This window comes from Microtetraspora sp. AC03309, assembly GCF_020826795.1.
GTDB lineage: Bacteria > Actinomycetota > Actinomycetes > Streptosporangiales > Streptosporangiaceae > Microtetraspora > Microtetraspora glauca.
In genome coordinates, this window is sequence record NZ_JADDIL010000029.1 from 47595 (window position 1) to 67975 (window position 20381).

21 protein-coding genes are annotated in these 20381 nt (G+C 71.9%); 12 read left to right on the top strand and 9 right to left on the bottom strand.

Annotated elements, in window-relative coordinates; translation table 11 throughout:
- Positions 1-81 precede the first annotated feature (81 nt).
- Positions 82-486: a hypothetical protein gene (locus IMZ11_RS18880; protein ID WP_228643218.1), complete on the top strand. Its 405-nt coding sequence runs from the start codon at positions 82-84 to the stop codon at positions 484-486.
- A gap of 61 nt (positions 487-547) precedes the next feature.
- Here the strand turns inward: IMZ11_RS18880 and ligD are convergent, their stop codons facing one another.
- Entirely contained in the window at positions 548-1543 is a 996-nt protein-coding gene (ligD, locus tag IMZ11_RS18885; protein ID WP_228643221.1) for a non-homologous end-joining DNA ligase, read from the bottom strand.
- Positions 1544-1908: 365 nt separating this feature from the next.
- Here ligD and msrB point away from each other — a divergent pair, with 365 nt between their 5' ends.
- Positions 1909-2310: a peptide-methionine (R)-S-oxide reductase MsrB gene (gene msrB / locus IMZ11_RS18890; protein WP_228643222.1), complete on the top strand. Its 402-nt coding sequence runs from the start codon at positions 1909-1911 to the stop codon at positions 2308-2310.
- A gap of 15 nt (positions 2311-2325) precedes the next feature.
- Here msrB and IMZ11_RS18895 read toward each other — a convergent pair whose 3' ends face one another.
- The 3 genes from IMZ11_RS18895 to hemG form a co-directional block, all read right to left on the bottom strand.
- Positions 2326-2856 carry a hypothetical protein gene (locus IMZ11_RS18895; RefSeq protein ID WP_228643224.1) on the bottom strand — a complete coding sequence of 177 codons (531 nt, stop codon included), beginning with the start codon at positions 2854-2856 and terminating at the stop codon, positions 2326-2328.
- 283 nt (positions 2857-3139) lie between these two features.
- Positions 3140-3841 carry a hydrogen peroxide-dependent heme synthase gene (gene hemQ, locus IMZ11_RS18900; protein WP_228643226.1) on the bottom strand — a complete coding sequence of 234 codons (702 nt, stop codon included), beginning with the start codon at positions 3839-3841 and terminating at the stop codon, positions 3140-3142.
- 18 nt (positions 3842-3859) lie between these two features.
- A complete protein-coding gene (gene hemG / locus IMZ11_RS18905; protein WP_228643229.1) occupies positions 3860-5314 on the bottom strand; it encodes a protoporphyrinogen oxidase in 1455 nt (484 codons plus the stop codon).
- 126 nt (positions 5315-5440) lie between these two features.
- On the opposite strand from hemG, the gene IMZ11_RS18910 reads away from it, so the two are divergent.
- Positions 5441-6508, top strand: coding sequence for a DUF4349 domain-containing protein (locus tag IMZ11_RS18910; protein WP_228643231.1), 1068 nt, complete (start codon positions 5441-5443; stop codon positions 6506-6508).
- A 250-nt stretch (positions 6509-6758) separates the two neighbouring features.
- On the opposite strand, the gene hemE is transcribed toward IMZ11_RS18910, so the two are convergent.
- Complete coding sequence (gene hemE, locus IMZ11_RS18915; RefSeq protein WP_228643233.1) at positions 6759-7796, bottom strand: uroporphyrinogen decarboxylase; 1038 nt, start codon at positions 7794-7796, stop codon at positions 6759-6761.
- 616 nt (positions 7797-8412) lie between these two features.
- Here hemE and IMZ11_RS18920 point away from each other — a divergent pair.
- Together IMZ11_RS18920 and IMZ11_RS18925 are read left to right on the top strand one after the other, a co-directional pair.
- Positions 8413-9009 carry a DUF3000 domain-containing protein gene (locus IMZ11_RS18920; RefSeq protein WP_061255357.1) on the top strand — a complete coding sequence of 199 codons (597 nt, stop codon included), beginning with the start codon at positions 8413-8415 and terminating at the stop codon, positions 9007-9009.
- Between the two features lie 3 nt (positions 9010-9012).
- Complete coding sequence (locus tag IMZ11_RS18925; protein WP_228643235.1) at positions 9013-10236, top strand: ribonuclease D; 1224 nt, start codon at positions 9013-9015, stop codon at positions 10234-10236.
- 71 nt (positions 10237-10307) lie between these two features.
- Here IMZ11_RS18925 and IMZ11_RS18930 read toward each other — a convergent pair whose 3' ends face one another.
- Both IMZ11_RS18930 and IMZ11_RS18935 read right to left on the bottom strand, forming a co-directional pair.
- Positions 10308-11438 (bottom strand): DUF1648 domain-containing protein, encoded by a 1131-nt coding sequence (locus tag IMZ11_RS18930; protein ID WP_228643237.1) that lies wholly within the window; start codon positions 11436-11438, stop codon positions 10308-10310.
- The gene (locus tag IMZ11_RS18935) at positions 11435-11836 is read right to left on the bottom strand and encodes a GntR family transcriptional regulator (RefSeq protein WP_228643239.1); all 402 of its coding nucleotides are present in this window, start codon (positions 11834-11836) and stop codon (positions 11435-11437) included. Before IMZ11_RS18935 ends, IMZ11_RS18930 begins: the two co-directional genes overlap by 4 nt.
- A 68-nt stretch (positions 11837-11904) precedes the next feature.
- On the opposite strand from IMZ11_RS18935, the gene IMZ11_RS18940 reads away from it, so the two are divergent.
- From IMZ11_RS18940 to IMZ11_RS18950, 3 genes are read left to right on the top strand one after another with little or no spacing between them, the layout of a single operon-like run.
- Positions 11905-12261, top strand: a complete 357-nt coding sequence (locus tag IMZ11_RS18940) for a hypothetical protein (protein ID WP_228643241.1) — start codon at positions 11905-11907, stop codon at positions 12259-12261.
- Positions 12258-13175: an ABC transporter ATP-binding protein gene (locus IMZ11_RS18945; protein ID WP_228643243.1), complete on the top strand. Its 918-nt coding sequence runs from the start codon at positions 12258-12260 to the stop codon at positions 13173-13175. Before IMZ11_RS18940 ends, IMZ11_RS18945 begins: the two co-directional genes overlap by 4 nt.
- A complete protein-coding gene (locus IMZ11_RS18950) occupies positions 13172-13966 on the top strand; it encodes an ABC transporter permease (RefSeq protein WP_228643245.1) in 795 nt (264 codons plus the stop codon). The genes IMZ11_RS18945 and IMZ11_RS18950 overlap by 4 nt, the downstream gene beginning before the upstream one ends.
- 34 nt (positions 13967-14000) lie before the next feature.
- Here the strand turns inward: IMZ11_RS18950 and IMZ11_RS18955 are convergent, their stop codons facing one another.
- Positions 14001-14993 (bottom strand): LacI family DNA-binding transcriptional regulator, encoded by a 993-nt coding sequence (locus IMZ11_RS18955; protein ID WP_228643247.1) that lies wholly within the window; start codon positions 14991-14993, stop codon positions 14001-14003.
- A gap of 102 nt (positions 14994-15095) precedes the next feature.
- Between IMZ11_RS18955 and IMZ11_RS18960 the strand changes: the two genes are divergently transcribed.
- From IMZ11_RS18960 to IMZ11_RS18970, 3 genes are read left to right on the top strand one after another with little or no spacing between them, the layout of a single operon-like run.
- Positions 15096-15875 (top strand): hypothetical protein, encoded by a 780-nt coding sequence (locus IMZ11_RS18960; RefSeq protein WP_228643249.1) that lies wholly within the window; start codon positions 15096-15098, stop codon positions 15873-15875.
- 54 nt (positions 15876-15929) lie between these two features.
- On the top strand, positions 15930-17114 hold the full coding sequence (locus tag IMZ11_RS18965) for a thiolase family protein (protein ID WP_228643251.1): 1185 nt from the start codon (positions 15930-15932) through the stop codon (positions 17112-17114).
- Positions 17111-19213: a 3-hydroxyacyl-CoA dehydrogenase NAD-binding domain-containing protein gene (locus tag IMZ11_RS18970; RefSeq protein ID WP_228643254.1), complete on the top strand. Its 2103-nt coding sequence runs from the start codon at positions 17111-17113 to the stop codon at positions 19211-19213. The genes IMZ11_RS18965 and IMZ11_RS18970 overlap by 4 nt, the downstream gene beginning before the upstream one ends.
- 224 nt (positions 19214-19437) lie before the next feature.
- Here the strand turns inward: IMZ11_RS18970 and IMZ11_RS18975 are convergent, their stop codons facing one another.
- A complete protein-coding gene (locus IMZ11_RS18975; RefSeq protein WP_228643256.1) occupies positions 19438-19665 on the bottom strand; it encodes a hypothetical protein in 228 nt (75 codons plus the stop codon).
- Positions 19666-19728: 63 nt separating this feature from the next.
- Here IMZ11_RS18975 and IMZ11_RS46730 point away from each other — a divergent pair, with 63 nt between their 5' ends.
- A complete protein-coding gene (locus tag IMZ11_RS46730) occupies positions 19729-20370 on the top strand; it encodes a LysE family translocator (RefSeq protein ID WP_374462348.1) in 642 nt (213 codons plus the stop codon).
- Positions 20371-20381 lie beyond the last annotated feature (11 nt).

Genomic DNA, 20381 nt, shown 5'->3' on the forward strand with positions numbered 1-20381 from the left:
GCCTTGTGGGGGACGGTGTTGGATCGAGCCAACGGGACCGACGGGCCGGGTGTCCGCTTCGGATCCGCTCCGGAGGAGAGCTTGGAACTCGCCGCACTCGCAGTCTGGATCCTCACCGTGCTGGCCGGGCTCTACCTGCTGGTCCTGTGGCTGGCGGGCAGCGGCCTACGGCAGCAGGCGACGAAGGTCACCGCGTTCCCCGTCACGCTGATCCTCACCCATCCGGCTCTGGCGGTGGCGGGTCTCGGGCTGTGGATCGGCTTCCTGCTCACCCGCGAGAGCGGGTACGCCTGGGGCGCCTTCGCCGTGCTGACCGCCGTGGCGCTGCTCGGGTTCACGCTGTTCACCCGCTGGCTGGGCCGGGGACGCCACGCCCGGGGCGCGGAACGCCGCTTCCCCGTGATCGCGGTCGTCCTGCACGGCGTCGCCGGTGTCTCCACGTTCGTCCTGGTGCTGCTGACGGCCTCGATGGCCCACCGCTTCTAGCCGGCCTCCCGGCCAGGCGCCATGTGCGGACGAAGCCCGATGGGTCGCGTCCGGCACAACGCTAGGACGGGCGCGCCTTGGACGGCTGGACGCGCTTGGGCTCGCCGGGCATCTTCGGATAGTTCGGCGGGTACGGCAGGTCGCCGCGGTCGTCCGCGGCGTACCACTCCAGCAGCGTCTCGATGCCGAACGCCTCGTCGTCGATGGCCCGGTGCACGTCGCCGAGCCGGGCGAAGCGCTCCGGCATCGTCCTGATGTCGAAGTCGCGCGGATCGCAGTCGGCCAGCTCGTCCCAGGTCACGGGGGCGGACACCGGTGCCTCCGGCCGGGCGCGCACGGAGTAGGCGGCGACGACGGTGCGGTCGCGGGCGTTCTGGTTGTAGTCGATGAAGATCCGCTCGCCGCGCTCCTCCTTCCACCAGGCGGTGGTCGCGAGGGCGGGAGCGCGCCGCTCCACCTCACGGGCGAGCGCGATGGACGCGTGCCGTACCTCGGTGAAGGTCCATTCCGGCCGGATGCGGACGGCGACGTGGATCCCGCGGCTGCCCGAGGTCTTCGGGAAGCCGGTCACGCCCAGCTCGTCGAGGACCTCGCGGACGACGAAGGCGACCTTGCGCGCCTCGTCGAACCCGGTGCCGGGCTGCGGATCGATGTCGACGCGCAGTTCGTCGGGGTGTTCCACGTCGGCCGCGCGTACGGGCCAGGGGTGGAAGTCGATCGTGCCGAGGTTCGCGCACCAGGCGATCGCGGCGATCTCGGTGGGACGGAACGCGTCGGCGGTGCGCCCGCTGGGGAACCGCACGGTCACCGTCTCGATCCAGTCGGGATGCTTGGGCATCCGCTTCTGGTAGATCGCTTCGGTCTCGACGCCGTCGGGGTGCCGCTTGAGGTGCGTCGGGCGGTCGTACAGCGCGCGCAGGACCCCCTCCCCGACGCTCACGTAGTACTCCACCAGGTCGCGCTTGGTGGCGCCGATGCCGGGAAAGTAGACCTTGTCCGGATTGGTCACCTTGACGGTCCGGTCACCCGCTTTGATCTCGATAAACGGCGAAGCCATGTTCCGGACCCTACCCGGGACGGAGCGGGTCCGTCCCGGACCTCGGCGTTCGGCCTTCGGTGCCCGGCACTGGGCACCGGCCTCGGCCGGAAGGTAGGACGGGACGGACCCGGCGTGCCGCCCCTCCGGACGGCAACCCTCCTGCCGTACGGGCGGCGTCCAGCACGGGTAGGGCGCTTCGCCGCCGCGACGGCGGGACGGCCGGCCCCTCCCTCACGGGGAGGATCGGCCCTCTCACCAGTGAAGACGCCGAAACGACCTCCGAAGGATGCTTCGCCCGGAAAGAACTCCGCCGGGAAGGTCTCGGGCCCTTCCGTGGTTCTTACGCGATGACCACGGGATCGATCTCACAGAGGCAGGCAGACATGGACAAGGTCATCAAAAGCGACGCCGAATGGCGCGTCCAGCTCTCGCCCGAGGAGTTCCGCGTGCTGCGTCAGGCGGGCACGGAGCGGCCCTTCACCGGGGAGTACGTCGACACGAAAACGGTGGGGGTCTACTCCTGCCGCGCCTGCGGCGCCGAACTGTTCCGCTCCGAGGCCAAGTTCGACTCGCACTGCGGCTGGCCGTCGTTCTTCGAGCCGTCGGGCTCGGACGCGGTCACGCTGCTGGAGGACGACTCCCTGGGCATGAGCCGGGTGGAGGTCCGCTGTGCCCGGTGCGACTCGCATCTCGGCCACGTCTTCCACGGTGAGGGCTACCCCACCCCCACCGACGACCGTTACTGCATCAACTCCGTCTGCCTGACCCACGAACCGGCCGAGTGAGGTCCGCCTCGGCGGTCACTTGGGCTTGGGGTGCGTGACGCGGCAGGTCTTGTCGTCCGGACCGAGGATGTTGGCCAGGACGGGGTTGCCGTTCTGGCCGAACTTCGCCTGGACGAAGACCACCGGGTTGCTCTCCCCGATCTCCTTGAGGTACTTCAGGCCCCTCTCGCACAGCGCGATGGCGGGCTTGGAGTTGCTCGCGTTCTCCGACAGGTTCGTGTAGATGCGCAGATATCGGCCGGTCGTGCGGATGTCCCTGACCCGCTTGGTCGTCTTGTCGTTCCAGCGGCTCGTGAAATAGGTGATCGCCTGGTCGTCCGTGTACTTCGACCGGCCGGACGCCATGACCTCGCCCTTCGAGCCGCCGACCCGGCCGGCGCTCGCGGCGCCGTCGGCGCTGGTGACGGTCAGCTCGCCCGCCGGGCTCGCGACGGGCGCGACCGCGGCCGCGCGGACCGGAGAGGGCGCACCGGAGCCGGCGAGCAGCGGCCGCACCACGACGGCACACCCGGCCAGTGCCACCAGGCCGACGGACGCCTTGATCACGCGCGATTTGGTGCGCCGCTTCCGGCGGCGACCCCTGGAACGTGCCAGAACCCTCGACACCTCGCCTCACAACGACATAAGGACTTTGCCCGAGTATGACAAAGATAACGAGATCATATCGGCGGTTCTCGGCAATTGGTACAGGGAGGGTCATCCTCTCGTACAGGGAGGGTCATCCGCGGGGGTTCTACCCGCGCCGCGGGCGCCGTACGCACCCGGGCCCGTACACGCGCAGCGCCCGCCGGGTCACCGGCGGGCGCTGCGGGTGGAACGCGGCAACAGGTCAGGGCAGGGCCGCGACCAGCTCGCTGACCGGCTTCCTGCGCCCGGTGTAGAACGGGATCTCGATCCGGGTGTGGCGGCGGGCCTCGGCTCCGCGCAGGTGGCGCATGAGGTCGACGATGCGGTGCAACTCGTCGGCCTCGAACGCGAGCATCCACTCGAAGTCGTTCAGCGCGAAGCAGGCCACGGTGTTCGCCCGTACATCCGGGAAGTCGCGGGCCATCCTGCCGTGCTCGGCGAGCATGGTCCGGCGCTCGACATCGTCGAGGAGGTACCACTCAAGGGAGCGCACGAACGGATAGACCGAGACGAACCCCCTCGGCTCCTCCTCCGCCAGGAACGCCGGGATGTGCGACTTGTTGAACTCCGCCGGCCGGTGCAGCGCCATCGCCGACCAGACGGGCTCGCTCACGCGGCCGAGCGCGGTACGGCGGAAGCGGGAGTAGACCTCCTGCAGGTCCTCGGCCGCCGGAGCGTGCCACCAGAACATGTAGTCAGCGTCCGCGCGGAACCCGGAGACGTCGTAGCACCCGCGGGTCACGACGTCCTTGCCGCCCGCCTGCGCGAGCAGCTCGTCGACCTCGTCGGCGACGCCGTCGCGGCTCGGAGGTAGCTGGTCGCGCAGCCGGAAGACCGACCACATGGTGTACCGGATCACCTGGTTGAGATCACGCGCCTTGGGACGCGATGTGCCGTCCGTCATGCGTTCCATTCTGCCGTCTCACCCTTTCGGGTCGTTCGCCGCCCCAGCCGCGGCCCGCGGCTCGCTCGCGGCGAGATGGTCGAGGATCTGGGTGGCGGCGGTGCGGGCGGTGGCGGCGCACGCGGGAACCCCGACACCGTCGTAGGCCGCACCACAGACCGCCAGACCGGGCTGGATGGCCGTCGCCGCGCGGATGCGGGCGACCCTGCCGAGGTGACCGACGTTGTACTGCGGCAGGGAGCCGCCCCAGCGGGTGATCCGGGTGTCGATCGGGAACACCCGCACCCCGGTGACGTCGGCCATCTCGCTCACCGCGATGGCCACCAGCTCGGCGTCGTCCCGCTGGAGGACGTGCTCCTCCCCCAGACGTCCCATGGAGCAGCGCACGACCACCACGCCGGGGTCGGCCTCGGCCAGGTGCGGCCACTTGATCGTGCTGAAGGTCGCCGCCTTGACCGGCCTGCGCTCGACCGGCGGGACCAGGTAACCGCTGCCGGACGGCGGCACGGGGAACGCGTCCCTGGGATAGGCCAGGGTGGCGATGGCCATGCTGGCGTACTCGATCCCGGCCAGTTCGGCGGCCGCGCCCGGGACCTCGCGCCGCAACAGCCGCGCGGCCGCGGTCGCGGGCACGGCGAGCACGACGGCGTCGGCCTCGATGATCTCCTCGTCCCGGGTGGGGCCGGTGACGAGCCGCCAACCGCCCGGGATCCGGACCAGCTCGCGGACCGTCACACCGGTCCTGACGTCTGCTCCGGACGCCTTCGCGACCGCCTCGGGCAGGCTGCCCATGCCGTTCTTGAGCGTGGTGAAGACCGGCCCCGCGTCCTTGGGAACCGCCGCGACGACATCGCCGACGGCCTGCGTCAGGGACCGCTCCGTACGCGCGATGGCGGCGATCTGCGGCATGGTCGCCTGGAGGGAGAGCATCTCCGACCGGCCGGCGTAGACCCCGCCGAGCAGCGGTTCGACGAGCCGGTCGACGACCTCGCCCCCCACGCGGGCCCGGATGTAGGCGGCCACGGAGACGTCCGTGGTGACCGTGGTCGGGGGAAGGATCCGGTCGAGCGCGACCCGGGCCAGTCCCCCGGGGGACAGGACCCGCGACGCGGCGAGCGCGGCCAGGTCGGACGGGACGCCCATCACCTGTCCCTTGGGCAGCGCGCGAAGCGTGCCCCTGGACAGGATGGACGCGTGCGTCGTGCCGGGGTAGACGAGCATGTCGTCCATTCCGGCGAGCCTGGCCAGTTCCTTGCCCTCGGGCCTGCGGGCCAGCATGGCCTCGGCGCCGGCGTCCACCTCCAGACCGGCCACCTCGGACACGTGGAGCTTGCCGCCGATCCGCGGCGCCCCCTCCAGAACGGTGATCCGTATCTCGCGGGTGGCGCCGCGCCGCAGATAGAGGGCGGCGGCCAGGCCGGCGATTCCACCGCCGACGACCACGACATGGCGCGGAGCTGGGGTTCCTTCCATAGCGATTAACGCTACCGGGCGGGGGGCACGGCCCCCGAACCGACGTGACCGCGCGGCGCGGAACCCGTGACAGGACCGTGACACCGTCCACCGAACCCGCCGGGTCCCGGGCTCGTCTTCACGGACATGACCAGATTCCGGTACGGAACAGCTGTTATCGTCGCGACGGCCTTCCTGATCTCCGGTTGCGGAGGGGCAAGCGGTTCCTCCGAGTCCGTGGCCCGTGACGAGTCCGCCACCGAGGCCGCCGTCGTTCCAGAACTCGCCCGCCCCCAGGCGGATTCGGGCGGCGGCTCGGGCGCCGGCGCCGACGCGATCGGCGAAACGAAGCCCGCGTCCACGCAGAAGACGAGGATCGTGTCCGACCCTCGGGCGGTGATCTACACGGCCCAGCTGACCGTCCGGGTGAAGGACGTCAGCGCCGCCGCGGAGCAGGCCAAGCAGATCGTGACCGGCGCGGGCGGCTACGTCTCCGAGGAGCGGAGCAACTCGTTCGCCAAGCGGGACGAGGCGGTCGTCACGTTCAAGATCCCGCCGACCGGCTACCCGGACGTGCTGGCCCGGCTCGGCCGTGACCTCGGCAAACGCGAGTCGCTGCACCAGGGCGCGCAGGACGTCACCGAGGAGGTCGCCGACGTGGCCAGCCGGGTGAAGTCGGCGGAGTCGGCGCTCAACCAGTTCCGCACGCTGCTGCGCAAGGCGGAGAAGATCGGCGAGATCCTGGAGATCGAACGCGAGATCTCCAACCGCGAGGCCGAGTTGGAGTCGCTCCAGGCGCGGCAGAAGGCGCTCGCCTCCCAGACCGGCATGGCGACCGTCACCCTCAGCCTGGCCGGGCCCAAGGCGACGGTCCCCACGCCCAAGCCGAAGGAGTCCGGGTTCTTCGCCGGTCTCGAGGTCGGCTGGAAGACGCTGGTCAGGGCCGTCGGGATCGGCCTCACCGTGCTGGGCGCGCTGCTGCCCTGGCTGGTCCTGGCCGCCCTCGTCGGGCTGCCCTTCGTGCTGGTCCACCGCCGGAACCGTGCCCGCCGTACGGCGTCGCCGGGCGCGGCGCGGCCCGGCTCCGCGGCACCGGCCGGCTCCGCGCCCCGTCCCGGCGAGGCCACGAACGGCGAGGCCACGAACGGCGAGAGCACGAACGGCGATAGCACGGGCGGCGAGAGCACGGGCGGGGCGCCCGGCACGTCCGCCTGACTCCTTCGCGACGCCGGGTCAGGAAAGCGCCGGACGTGGCGGCGGCCACGTCCGGCGCGAACCCATGTCAACCCTGTCTGGCGCCATTTCCAGCGCCGTGTCGGCCCTGTGCCCAGCCCTGTGCCCAGCGCAGTGGCAGCCCTGTGCCCAGCGCAGTGGCAGCCCTGTGCCCAGCGCAGTGGCAGCCCTGTGCCCAGCCCTGTGCCCGGCGCCGTGTCAGCCCTGTGTCCGGCGCGCGCCGATCCTCGGGTCAGCGGGCGGACGCCGCGTGGACGAAGTCGGCCAGCCGCGCGAGCTGGTCGGGGTCGGTGGAGGGCAGGACGCCGTGGCCGAGGTTGAAAACGTGCCCCTCGGCCACTCGGCCACGCTCCAGCACCTCACGGGCGCGGGGCTCGACGACCTCCCACGGGGCCAGCAGGATGGCCGGGTCCAGGTTCCCCTGCAGAGCCTTGCCCGCGCCGACGCGGAGCGCGGCCTCGTCGAGCGGCACCCGCCAGTCCACCCCGACGACGTCGGCGCCGGCCTCCCCCATCAGGCCGAGCAGCTCGCCCGTTCCCACGCCGAAGTGGATGCGGGGCACCCCGAGGTCGACCAGGCCCGAGAAGATCTTGCTGGTGTGCGGCAGCACGTACGAGCGGTAGTCCGCCGGCGCGACCGCGCCGACCCACGAGTCGAAGAGCTGGATCGCGGACGCGCCCGCGGCCACCTGAATGCGCAGGAAGGCCAGGGTGATCGTGGCCAGCCGGTCCATCAGCTCGTGCCACAACTCCGGCTCGCCGTACATCATCGCCTTGGTGTGGTCGTGGTTCTTCGAGGGACCGCCCTCGATGAGGTACGACGCGAGTGTGAACGGCCCGCCGGCGAACCCGATGAGGGGGATGCCGTCGAGCTCCTTCACGAGCGACTGCACGGACTCCGTGACATACGGGACGTCGCCCGGCTCGATGGGCCGCAGAGTGGCGACGGCGGACGCGTCACGGATCGGTGCGTCCACCACGGGGCCGACGCCCGGCACGATGTCGAGGGCGACGCCGATGGCCTTGAGGGGAACCACGATGTCGCTGAAGAAGATCGCGGCGTCCGTGGAGTATCGCCGGACCGGCTGCATGGTGATCTCGACCACGAGGTCCGGCGTCGCGCACGCGTCGAGCATCGAGGTCCCCTCGCGCACCCGGCGGTACTCCGGGAGCGATCGCCCCGCCTGGCGCATGAACCAGACGGGCGTGTGCGGGACGGGCTCGCGACGGCAGGCGCGGAGGAAGGCTGAGTCGGCAAGGTGGGCAGTCACGATCCCAGCGTCCCATGTCAAGGGCCCGGCCCACGCACCGGTCGCGGGATTCGTCCCCCCCCTCACCGCGCGTTCCCGGCACGGCGCACGGCGCCCGCCGCCGCCTCTCCTGCCCGGAGACTCGCGAGCGTACGCGCGTGTCGCCGCGCGCCGACGGTACGGCGCGGGCCAAGCATCGGTATGGTGAACCTCTCCGCTTCATGAGGTTCACCTCACAGGTCGGCAAAGTGTTCGCAATCGGGCTTCCGGCATCGATTCCAATACCACTTTCGAGACACGCCGAGCGCGTTGCGGGGAAATGTCGGCGGGACATGTCAACGTCAGAGCAGTCCCGATCACTAGGGACACAACCGTGGATCCGACGAGAGGCCCCGGAGCGATGACGTCGATGTGGAGTTCCCCCGAACACCGCACTGAGCACTGTGCCGGTTGCGACGCCGAGCGTGCGTTCGAACAGCCGCCCTGCCCTGACGCTCACGACGACTGTCCCGAGCGGGTGTGCACGACCTGCGGATTCGCCCTGTTGCTTGCGACGGCCTCGGTTTGATCGGTACGTATGCCCCCCACAGCCATCCCCCTGCTTCGTGCACTCCCGAATCCGGCCTACGCTTCGGCTATGACCCTCGGTGACGCACCCGTGCCTCCGGCCGCCTTCCGGCGGGCGCTGGAGACGTTGCGGCCCGCCAAGGTCAGACCGGAGATCGAGCTGGAGGACATCCCCGCGCCGCAGCGCCTCGCGCCCTATTCCGGGGCGGTCGGAGCCTCCGTCTACCGTGACGACGACGAGCTGGCGGTCGGCCGTCTGATCATGCTGTTCGACCCGGACGGTCAACGCGGCTGGGAGGGGCAGTTCCGCCTGGTCGCCTACGTCCGCGCCGACATGGAGCCGGAGATCACCACGGATCCGCTGCTCGGCCCGGTGGCCTGGAGCTGGCTCACCGAGTCGCTCGACGCGCACGGCGCGGCCTACGCCGCGGCCGGCGGCACGGTGACCCGTGCCGTCTCGGAGGGTTTCGGCAACAAGTCCGCCGACCCCGTCACCACCGAGCTGGAGTTGCGGGCCTCCTGGTCCCCTCTTGACGAGGACCTGTCCGCGCATGCCGCCGCCTGGTGCGATCTGATGTGTCTCGCCGCGGGCATCCCACCCCTTCCACCCGATGTCGCGGCGCTGCGGCTCCGCCCGGCGCGTCGCGAAGATCCGAAAGCCCCGTAACTCGTGACCGAACCTGAAGTTCAGCTCTTGTTGGAGCCGCGTGAGGGAATTCCGCCCGTCATCGAGGACGACGCCGCGCTCGCGGCGGTCGTGCGCGCCTTCGCCGGAGGGAGCGGCCCCGTCGCGGTGGACGCCGAGCGTGCCTCCGGCTACCGCTACAGCGGCCGCGCCTACCTGGTGCAGTTGCGCCGGGCCGGGGCCGGCACCGCGCTGATCGACCCCGTGGCCTGTCCCGACCTGACCGCCCTGCACGACGCCGTCGCCGACGGTGAGATCGTCCTGCACGCGGCGACCCAGGACCTGCCCTGTCTGACCGAGTTGGGCTTCCGCCCGCGGAAGCTGTTCGACACCGAGCTCGCGGGACGGCTGCTCGGCTACGAGCGGGTCGGGCTGGGCACGATGGTCGAGGTCGTCCTGGGCCTGCGGCTGGAAAAGGGCCATTCGGCGGCCGACTGGTCCAACCGCCCCCTCCCGGAAGACTGGCTGCGCTACGCGGCGCTCGACGTCGAGGTGCTGATCGAGCTCAGGGACGCCCTGTTCTCGGAGCTGACCTCCAGCGGCAAGCTGGAGTGGGCCCTGGAGGAGTTCTCCTCGATCCTCGCGGCTCCGAGCGCCCCTCCGCGCAGCGATCCGTGGCGGCGCACCTCGGGCATCCATCGCGTACGGTCGCTGCGCGGCCTCGCCGTGGTCCGCGAGCTGTGGACGCTGCGGGACGAGATCGCCCAGGACATCGACCTCGCCCCCGGGCGGGTGCTGCCGGACTCCGCGATCGTGCAGGCCGCGCTCGACCAGCCGCGCACCACGAAGGCGCTGACCGAGATCGCCCCGTTCACCGGCAGGAGCGCGCGTCGCCATCTGCGCGACTGGCTGGCCGCGGTCTCCCGGGGCCGGACGATGCCGGACGCCGAGCTGCCCCAGCCGATGGGGCCGGGTGACGGTCCGCCTCCGGCCAACCGGTGGGCCGACCGCGATCCGGAGGCGGCGAAGCGGCTGGCCGCGGCCCGGACGGTGATCGCCGCGCTCGCCGACGAACACCGGATGCCCACCGAGAACTTGCTGCAGCCGGACGCGGTACGGCGGCTCACCTGGGAGCCGCCCGCCGACCTGTCCCAGGAGTCGATCGCCCTACGGCTGCGCCAACTGGGGGCGCGGCAGTGGCAGATCGGCCTGACGGCCTTCCCGATGGCGAAGGCGCTCCAGCGGCTGGACGCCAAGAGCACCGCCTGACCCCCGGCCTCCCCCGCCGTCGAACGCCGAGCGCCGACCACCCAACGGTGGTCGGCGCTCGGCGTTCCGCGTCAGAAGCCGCTCTGCCGTACGGGCAGGTCGATGACGCCGAGGGTGGCGAGCAGTCCGGCCCCGGCCAGGACGGCGAGGAGAACCCACGCGACGGGGTGCCCGAGGTTGACCGTCCAGGACGCCCCGATCCGGGCGTGGAGCAGGATCGCCGGGTCGCGGCGGTTGACGTAGACGGTTCCGGCCAGGAACCAGTGCCGGTCATCATCGCGCTGGGTGACGCCGGAGTCCTCGTCCTCCTCCCCTGGAAGAGCCGGCAGGCGGTGCCCCGCGTGGCCGACCCGGCTCTCCCACACCAGCCACGCGACCAGCAGGCTGACGGACGGCAGGTGCGTGACGACGGTCCAGAGTGTCGAGGGTGCGACGACCGTCCACAGCTGTAGCGCCGACGCGAGCAGGCCGAGGTTGAGGCAGGCCACGCCGAGGAGCGACAGGCGCGCCATGCCGCCCAGGTAGACGCGGTACCTGCGGGCCGAGCCCACAGGGCGGGCGGCGTCGAGGTCGGGGCGGGCGCGCAGCAGGAGCAGCGTCACGGCGAGGATCAGCAGCGTGACCGCGAGCTGGTACATCACCGGCGCGAATGCGGTCAGCACGGTGACGGGTTCCCGCCGGGCCGCGTCGACGCCGTAGCCGGAGAAGCGCGGCAGCGTGGCGGGCAGGTCGCCGTATCGCCACCAGCCGAGGCCCGCGGTGAGGAGGAGTGTCGCCGCGCCCGGGAGTGCCCAGGACCAGGGCAGTCGCACCGGATCGGTGCGGAAGGTGGTGTCCACGGTGACGCCTTGGCGCTGCTCGTCCCGCCACCCTCCGGCCAGTTTGGCCGCGCGCAGCCGGCGCGCGGACCGCCAGTACAGCAGCAGGTCCGCCACGACCAGGGCCGTCACTGTGGCGCCGACGACGCTCGCGCTCCCTCCTCTCACGAGGAGCGGCAGGGAGACGGCCACGGCGCACGCTCCCACCGCCAGGGCCAGCCTGGCGTAGACGCGCCGCTGGGCGATCACGGCCGGGTCTCCGGCTCTTGCGTGGGACACGCGCACGCCGAACGGCGTCGTCGGCCCGGGCATCGCGGGCACGGCCAGCATCAGGCAGGTGACCAGAACGATGGCGGTCACGTCGGCGGCGATCAGCGGTGTCACGATGTCGCCCGCTCCCCGGCACGGAATCCCGACAACATCGCCGCGCATCGCCGTACGACGTCGTCATGGTCGAGCCCGTGGACGGTGGCCTCCGCGAGCAGCACGCGCATCCTCTCCTCCCAGTCCTCGGCGAACCCGGGCTCGGGCGGCCCGGAGTACGGATCTCGCTGGATCACCGCGCCGCTCTTGCGGTTGACGCGGATGACTCCCTCCTGACGCAGCAGGTCGTACGCCTTGTTCACGGTGTGGAAGTTGATCCCGAAATCGGCGGCGAGCTGCCGTGTGGACGGCAGCGGGTCGCCCTCCACTGCCTCTCCGCGAGCGACCGCCTCCACGATCCGGTCCCTGATCTGCTGGTAGATCGGGACCTCGCTGTCGAGATCGAGCGTCAGGTTCACAGGTAGGAGCATAGCTGATATACAACTTATAGAACAGATACATCTGATGTGTCAGGAAGAGGGCTGAGATGATCCGGACAGAGATCCGCGACGAGGTGCTGGTGGCGAGCTTCGCGCCGTGGACGCGGCCGTTCGTACGGCGAGCCGAGATGAGAGTGCCGCTGGCGGCGATCCGCGAGGTGCGGCTCGAAGCGGATCCGCGGGCCGCCGCCAGCGGGATGCACGCGGGCCTGCTCATCAGCGGGCTCATGAAGGTCGGCACGTGGACCGGCCTGAACGGCGTCCGGCGGCTGGTCTGCGCCCGCCGAGACGTTCCCGGCGTGCGGATCGTCCTTGCCGGCAGGATCGAGAACGTCGACGAGCTGCTCCTCAGCGTTCCGGACGCGGCCGGGCTCCGGGCTCAGATCATGGGGGCGCACGCGTGAGCACACGATCCTGGGAGATCGAGGTGCGCGGCCTGACCAAGACCTTCGGCACCGTGGAGGCGGTCACCGACCTCGGCTTCACCGTCACCCCGGGCACGGTGACCGCCTTCCTCGGCCCGAACGGCTCGGGCAAGACGACCACCATGCGGATGCTGCTCGGGCTGGTCACGCCCACCGCGGGCCGCGCCACCATCGGCGGCCTGCGCTACGCGGAGCTGCCCCGGCCCGCCGCGACGGTCGGGGCCGTGCTGGACACGTCGGGGTTCCACCCCGACCACTCCGCCCGCGACCATCTCGGCGTGTACGCCCGCCTGGGCGGCTTCGCCTCGTCACGGGTGCGCGAGGTCATGGACCTGACCGGCGTGACGCCGTTCGCGGGACGGAGGACCCGCGCCCTGTCCACCGGGATGCGGAGGCGGCTGCACCTGGCGACGGCGCTGCTCGGCGATCCCCCCGTGCTGCTGCTGGACGAGCCCGGCAACGGCCTGGATCCGGAGGGCATCGCGTGGCTGCGCGCCTTCCTGCGCCGGCTCGCCGCCGAAGGCCGCACAGTCCTGGTCTCCAGCCACGTCCTCAGCGAGGTGGAGCAGATGGCCGAGCACGCCGTGGTGATCCGCGGCGGGCGGTTGGTCGCGACCGGTCCGGTCGCCGACCTGTACGGCGAGGCCGCCGTGCGGGTCCGCTCGCCGCGGGCCGGGCCGCTGACCGCCGTCCTCCTCGCCGCCCATCCCGGCGCGGTCCGCGTGGAGGACCTGGAGCCGGACACGTTGCGGATCCATGGGCTGACCACGGCCGGGATCGCCGCGGACGCCGCGGCGCACGGCATTCCGCTGCACGAGATCACTCCAGAACGGCCCACCCTCGAACACACCTTCCTCCACCTCACCGGACACGACCAGGGGGACACCCGATGACCGCGCTCGTCTCGGCGGAGCTGCGCCGCCTGGCCGCCACCAGGCTCTGGCTGTGGGGACTGCTCGCCTCGATCGGCAGCGGTGGCTTCATCGGCTTGCTCGCCCTCATCGGCCCGGAGAACTTCGACCCGCCGATGCCCGGCCTGGAGACGGCGACGGGCGTGCGCGTGCTGCTCGGTCTGCTCGGCCTGTGCGCGTTCGTACCCGCCCTGCTCGGCACGACCGCCGTGGCCTCCGAATACCGCCACCGGACGATCACCACGACGGCGTTGTTCGCCCCCGGGCGCTGGACCACGCTCGCCGCCAAGCTGGCGGCGTACGCGGCCGCGGGGCTCGCCTACGGGCTGGTCGCCGTCACCGTGGCCGGAGCGGCGCTCTTCGGGGCGGCGGCGCTCAAGGGCGTCACGCTCGGCCTGCCCGCGGCCACGGCGCTGGCCCTGCTGTCCAGGATCGCGGTGACGATGGCCGTCTACACGCTGGTGGGCGTCGCGGTAGGGGCCCTGATCCCCAACCAGGTGGCGGCGGCGGCCGTGCTCGGCGCCTACTTCTACATGATCGAGACCGCGCTGCTGCTCATCCCCGGTGTCAACGCGCTCTACCCCTACCTGCCCGGCGGCGCGACGGCGGCGATCACCGGGTTCACCTACCTGACCGAGGCGCTGGCGCGGCAGACGGGCGGCGGCACGGCCCCGCTCCTGTCCGCCCCGCTCGGCGCCGCCGTGCTCGTCGGGTACGCGCTGGCGGCGGCCGCGGTCGCCGTGATCGTTCCCCTGCGGCGCGACATCACCTGACCGCCTCCACGACCGTCCCGGCCTCGCGGTGGTGTCAGACCCTCCGGACGCTCTCGCGGAGCACGACCTCGCCCTCGACGCGGACGACGCGCGGCTCGTCCTCCTCCGCGAGCGCGAGTTCCACCGCCCGCGCCCCCATGGCGGCGAGCGGCAGCCGTACCGTCGTCAGGTGCGGCACGAGGTCGCGCAAGGTGGCGATGTCGTCGAAGCCGGCCACCGACAGGTCGCCGGGAACTCCGGTACCGCGCTCCCGGAGCGCGGCGACCGCGCCGACCGCCATCACGTCGTTGACGGCGAAGACGCAGGTCACGTCGTCGGACACCTCCTGGACCGCCGCGTGACCGCCGTCCCTGTCGAAACTCCCGTGGATCACCTCGGGCCGCGGCAGGCCCAACTCGGCGAGCGCGGCCGTGAATCCGGCGCAGCGGTCGGCCGCCGTGACGAGGTCGGCGGGCCCGGCCAGCACGGCGAACCTGGTGTGCCCGAGCGCGGCGAGCGCGCGGGCCAGATCGGCCGCGCCCTCGCGGTTGGCCGGGGCCACCGTCGAGACGCCGAGCAGGTCCTGCCCGACGCAGGCGACCCGCCCCCCGGCGTCGCGGTACCGGTCCAGCTCGGCGCGGAGCCGCGCGGTGACCGAGGCGTCGGAGACGCGCGAACCGGCGATCAGCACGGCCCGTACGCGCTGCGCGTTGAGCGTCGACACGTAGTCGATCTCCCGGCCGGGGTCGCGGTGGGTGGTGCCGACCATGACCATGTGGCCGTGCGCGTCGGCGGCGCGCATCGCACCGTCGGCGAGCACCGCGAAGTAGGGGTCGGCCAGGTCGTGGACGACCAGCCCGATGACGTCGCTCGCGCCGCGGGCCAGCGTCTGGGCGGCGACGTTCGTGCGGTAGCCCAGCTCGACGGCCGCGCGCCGCACCCGGTCGCGCAGTTCCATACCGACCTGGCGGGTGCTGCCGTTGAGCACGCGTGAGGCCGTGGCGAGCGACACTCCCGCGTGCCGCGCCACGTCTTCCAGAGTGACCACTCCACCTCCCCGGGAAGCGGTTTCCCAGTATGCCCGAACGAGATCCCGGGAGATATCCGCGTTTTGGCCCCCGATCGCGTACGGTAACGGCATCATTACGAGATGTCCGCCCTGACACCGCGGCGTCGTCCCGCCCCCGACGGGCTGCCCGCGTCCCCCGGATCCGCACGGCTCACCCTCCTGCGCGCGCGTGCGGCCGGCGCGCGCCGCACCGCGCTGCTCATGCTCGGGATCTCGACGACCCTCCTGGTCACCGTCCAACTCCTGGCCGAGCGGGCCGACACCGGCCGGGCGGCGTCGCCGTACGCCGTGGCGGCGCTCGCGGTGTTCATCGTGACGTTGCCCGCACTGACGGCCAGCCAGGTGCTGTGGGGCATCCGGGAGCAGGAGGCGAGGAGCGGTGAGCGGGAGGTGTTCGCGACCAGGCCCCGGCCCGACGCCCGGCGACTGCTCGCCCGGCTGGCGATCGCGGCCTGCTGGGCGGTGGTGGTCCTGCTCGGGCTCACCATGCCCCGGCTGTTCACCGACGCCGGCCTGTACGGCGCCGCGGACCGGTTGGCGTCCGCCGCCGAGACGCTGGCGATGACCTGCTACATGGGCGGGATGGCGTTCCTCCTGTGGTGGGGCAGGGACGTGATCGTCGCGGCCGCGAGAAGGCAGCCGCCCTCGGATCCGTGGGACGACGCCGGGCCGCCACGGCCGCGGGAGCGCCGGCTGCCGGCGGTGGCGGCGATCGTGCTGGTCCTCGCGCTGATCTCCGCCCGCGCGCACCTGTGGGCCCCGGGCGCCGTGACCGTGCTCGCGCTGGCGGTGACGGCTTTGACCGCCTGCGTCGCCGCCGCCTTCGGGCGGCCAGGCCGGGCACCCCGCTCCGTGGAGTAGTTACCGATAAGTAGCATTGGTCCGAGAAGCTACCGATCAGTAGGAGCGAACCTCGTGCCTGCGTCCCGTGAAGTCGTCTTCGTCGACGGCGTGCGCACGCCTTTCGGCAGGTCGGGCCCCAAGGGCCTGTACGCCGAGACGCGTGCCGACGACATGGTTGTCCGCGTCATCCGCGAGCTGATGCGCCGCAATCCCGGCCTCCCGCCCGAGCGGGTGGACGAGGTGGCCATCGCGGCCACCACCCAGATCGGCGACCAGGGCCTGACCATCGGCCGCTCGGCCGCGGTGCTGGCCGGGCTGCCCAAGTCGGTCCCCGGCTATGCCATCGACCGGATGTGCGCCGGCGCGATGACCGCCGTCACCAACGTGGCGGGCGGCATCTCCTTCGGCGCCTACGACGTGGCCATCGCCGGCGGCGTCGAGCACATGGGCCGCCACCCGATGGGCGAGGGCGTCGACCCCAACCCCAGGTTCCTGTCCGAGCGGCTGGTGGACGGCTCCGCCCTGATCATGGGCATGACGGCGGAGAACCTGCACGACCGCTATCCGTCGATCACCAAGGACCGCGCCGACGCGTTCGCCGTGGCGTCCCAGGAGAAGGCCGCCAAGGCGTACGCCGACGGCAGGATCCAGCCGGACCTGGTCCCGATGGCGACCCGCAAGGCCGCCGAGGGATGGGGACTCGCCACCGCCGACGAGGCGCCGCGTCCCGGGACCACCCTGCAAGCGCTGCGAAGCCTGAAGACCCCCTTCCGCCCACACGGCAGGGTCACCGCGGGGAACGCCTCCGGCATCAACGACGGCGCCACCGGTTGCCTCGTCGCCGCGCGGGACGTCGCCGAGGAGCTCGGACTCCCCGCGCGCATGCGGCTGGTCTCCTACGCGTTCGCGGGCGTGGACCCCGAGGTCATGGGCGTCGGCCCGATCCCCTCGACCGAGCGCGCGCTACGTCTGGCCGGGCTGTCCATCGACGACATCGGCCTCTTCGAGATCAACGAGGCGTTCGCCGTACAGGTGCTCGCGTTCCTGGAGCACTTCGGCATCGCCGACGACGACCCCCGGGTGAACCCGTACGGCGGCGCGATCGCCTTCGGCCACCCCCTCGCGTCCTCCGGCGTACGGCTCATGATCCAGCTCTCGCGCGAGTTCGCCGAGCGGCCGGACGTCCGGTACGGCATCACCACGATGTGCGTCGGCATGGGCATGGGCGGCACGGTCATCTGGGAGAACCTCGCATGAGCGACATCGAGACCTACAAGAGCCTGCTCGCGGGCAAGGACACCGGCGAGGTCGTCACCAGGGCGCTGGTGCGCGACGTCGAGCTGCCGAACGGCGCGGGCACCATGGCGCTGATCACGCTGGACAACGGGCTCGACCACACCAAGCCCAACACGTTCGGGCCGCAGGGCCTGCTCGCGCTGAACGACGTCCTGGACGCGATCGAGGCGCGCGGCGACGTCGCCGCTGTCGGCCTCACCGGCAAGCCGTTCATCTTCGCGGTGGGCGCCGACCTCAAGGGTGCGGCGGCGGTGGCCACGCACGAGGAGGCGGCCGCCATCGGCGGGCTCGGCCACCACGTCTTCCGCCGCCTCGGCGAGCTGGGCGTGCCGACGTTCGCCTTCGTCAACGGCGCGGCCATGGGCGGCGGCCTGGAGATCGCCCTGCACTGCGTGTACCGGACGATCTCCTCGGGAGTTCCGGCCGTCGCGCTGCCCGAGTGCTTCCTCGGCCTGGTTCCCGGCTGGGGCGGCACCCAGCTCCTCCCCCGGCTGATCGGCCCGGAGAAGGCCATCAAGCTGATCATTGAGAACCCGCTCTCGCAGAACCGCATGATCAAGGGGCGGGACGCGTACGAGCTGGGCGTCGCCGACGCGATGTTCGAGCCGGCCGACTTCCTGGAGGAGTCGCTGCGCTGGGCCGCCCGGGTGCTGCGCGGCGAGGAGACCGTGACCCGCGCGCCGTACGAAGGCGACTGGGACAAGGCCGTCGCGGACGCGAGCGTCCTGGTGGACCTGAAGCTGCGCGGCGCCTCCCCCGCTCCCTATCGCGCGCTCGACCTGATCGCGCTGGCCCGCACCGCCTCCAGGGACGAGGGCTTCGCCGCCGAGGACCGTGCGCTCGCCGACCTGCTGATGGGCGACGAGCTGCGCGCCGGGCTGTACGCCTTCGACCTGGTGCAGCGCCGGGCCAAGAAGCCGGCGGGCGCGCCGGACAAGGCCCTGGCCCGCAAGGTCACCAAGGTCGGCGTGGTCGGCGCCGGGCTGATGGCCTCCCAGCTCGCGCTGCTGTTCGCGCGGCGGCTGGAGGTGCCGGTCGTGTTGACCGACCTCGACCAGGCCCGCCTCGACAAGGGCGTGGGCTACGTACACGCCGAGGTGGACAAGCTGCTCGCCAAGGGCCGCGTCTCCGCCGACCAGGCGGGCCGGCTCAGGGCCCTGGTGAGCGGCTCGCTGACCAAGGACGCCTTCGCCGACGCGGACTTCGTCATCGAGGCGGTCTTCGAGGACCTCGACGTCAAGCGGAAGGTTCTCGCCGAGGTCGAGGCCGTCGTCTCCGACGAGTGCGTCCTGGCCACCAACACCTCCTCGCTCTCGATCACCGCCATGGCGTCCGGGCTGAGGCGTCCGGAGCGGGTCGTCGGCTTCCACTTCTTCAACCCGGTGGCGGTGATGCCGCTCCTGGAGATCGTCCGGGGCGACGCCACCGACGACGCCACGCTCGCCACCGCGTTCTCCGTCGCCAAGACGCTGAAGAAGTCGTCCGTGCTGGTCAAGGACGCGCCCGCGTTCGTGGTGAACCGGATGCTGACCCGGTTCATGGGCGAGATCACCGCGGCCGCCGACGAGGGCACGCCCCTGGAGGTCGCCGACCACGCGCTGGACGGCCTCGGCCTGCCCATGACGCCGTTCACGCTGCTCCAGCTCGTCGGCCCGGCCGTCGCGCTGCACGTCGCGGAGACCATGCACGCCGCCTTCCCGGAGCGCTACGCCGTGTCCGGCAACCTGGCCAAGCTGGTCGCCGCCGGCAAGCCGGGCGTCTACGGCTCCGACTTCCAGATCGACCCCGAGGTACGGGCGCTGTTCGAGGGCGGCACCTCCCCGTCCACCGGTGAGGAGGTACGGCTCCGTGCGCTCAGGGCGCTGGCCGAGGAGATCCGGCTGATGCTCGACGAGGGCGTGGTCGCGGCGGCCCAGGACATCGACCTGTGCATGATCCTCGGCGCCGGATGGCCGTTCCACACCGGCGGCATCACGCCGTACCTGGACCGTGAGGGCATCTCGGAGTCGGTGACCGGCACCCGGTTCCTCGCGCCCGGCGTGGCCTCCGTCCCGGCGTAGGAGCGACCCGCCGGACGACCTGGAGCGGCCTTCATGGCGGCTCCAGGTCATGCCGTCGGCTCGCGGACCCCGCCGGAACCAGCCAGCGAACGTCCTGGCCCGTGAAGGCGGCGATGTCGAAGCCGCGGTCGTAGTGGACGACCACGGCGTCATTCAGCTCAGCGCAGGCGGCGATCATGAGGTCCGAGACGCCGGGACCACGATGCCGCCCGCGTCTGACCAACTCACGTTGGACGTCCCTGGCGCGCGCAGACCGCGCGCGTGATGGGCAGATCCAGGTAGAGATCCTTACGATCGGAGGCGATCGAGTCGAACTCGGCGAGGTCGCGGGCGCTGTACCCGACCTCTAGATCGATAATCGCGCACGTGGCGAGAACACCGGCCTCGTCAAGGGCGAAGAACGCGTCTCTCGCCTTACCGTGTCGCTCGGCGCGGCTCGCGCCTCTCACCATCGACTACGCCATAGGACCGTGACCGTGACGCTGGCTCTCCTGTCGCAGGGACGCGGGTAACCCATGCGGGAGTTGTTACTGGGGCTGAGTCTCGGGCTGGGGGCCGGGGTCGCGCCTGGTGCGCTGCTTGGCCTGGTGATCACGGCGAGCCTGCGCGGCGGCTTCCGGGCCGGGCTCGGGCTGGCCTGCGTCCCCCTGCTCTCCGACCTTCCGGTCGTGCTGCTCTCGGTCACCGCCGTCGGCGCGCTGCCCGGCGTGTTCCTGCGCGTCCTGGCCGTCGTGGGCGGCCTCTACGTCGTCCACCTGGCGATCTCCGCCGCCCGCGAGTCCCGTACGGCCCGGCCCCCCGAACCCGGCGTCACGGTTTCCTCCGCCACCGGGTCCTCCATCACCGGGCCCTCCTCCGTTCGGGAGGTGCTGCGCGGCGTCGCGGTCAACATGCTGAATCCGCACCCATGGCTCTTCTGGATCGCCGTCGGCGCTCCGATCTTCGCCGCGGCCTGGGAGCGGACCCCCGCCGCCGCCCTCGCCTTCACCGGAGGCTTCTACCTGGTGCTGGTCGGGTCCAAGGTGGTGCTGGCGGCCATGGTCGGCGCGGGGCGGCACCGGCTCGGGGTACGTGGCTACCGCGTCCTGCTCGCCGGAAGCGCCCTGCTGATGGCCGTCACCGGGCTGCTGCTGCTCGTCCGGGGCGTCACCGGCTAGCCGGGCCCTGC

Coding starts and splice junctions, on each gene's coding strand:
- msrB (WP_228643222.1), top strand. CDS start 1,909: ATGGACAAGGTCATCAAAAGCGACGCCGAATGGCGCGTCCAGCTCTCG.
- ligD (WP_228643221.1), bottom strand. CDS start 1,543: ATGGCTTCGCCGTTTATCGAGATCAAAGCGGGTGACCGGACCGTCAAG.
- IMZ11_RS18920 (WP_061255357.1), top strand. CDS start 8,413: ATGACCCTCGGTGACGCACCCGTGCCTCCGGCCGCCTTCCGGCGGGCG.
- IMZ11_RS18910 (WP_228643231.1), top strand. CDS start 5,441: ATGACCAGATTCCGGTACGGAACAGCTGTTATCGTCGCGACGGCCTTC.
- IMZ11_RS18975 (WP_228643256.1), bottom strand. CDS start 19,665: ATGGTGAGAGGCGCGAGCCGCGCCGAGCGACACGGTAAGGCGAGAGAC.
- IMZ11_RS18970 (WP_228643254.1), top strand. CDS start 17,111: ATGAGCGACATCGAGACCTACAAGAGCCTGCTCGCGGGCAAGGACACC.
- hemG (WP_228643229.1), bottom strand. CDS start 5,314: ATGGAAGGAACCCCAGCTCCGCGCCATGTCGTGGTCGTCGGCGGTGGA.
- IMZ11_RS18960 (WP_228643249.1), top strand. CDS start 15,096: ATGTCCGCCCTGACACCGCGGCGTCGTCCCGCCCCCGACGGGCTGCCC.
- hemQ (WP_228643226.1), bottom strand. CDS start 3,841: ATGACGGACGGCACATCGCGTCCCAAGGCGCGTGATCTCAACCAGGTG.
- IMZ11_RS46730 (WP_374462348.1), top strand. CDS start 19,729: ATGCGGGAGTTGTTACTGGGGCTGAGTCTCGGGCTGGGGGCCGGGGTC.
- IMZ11_RS18940 (WP_228643241.1), top strand. CDS start 11,905: ATGATCCGGACAGAGATCCGCGACGAGGTGCTGGTGGCGAGCTTCGCG.
- IMZ11_RS18950 (WP_228643245.1), top strand. CDS start 13,172: ATGACCGCGCTCGTCTCGGCGGAGCTGCGCCGCCTGGCCGCCACCAGG.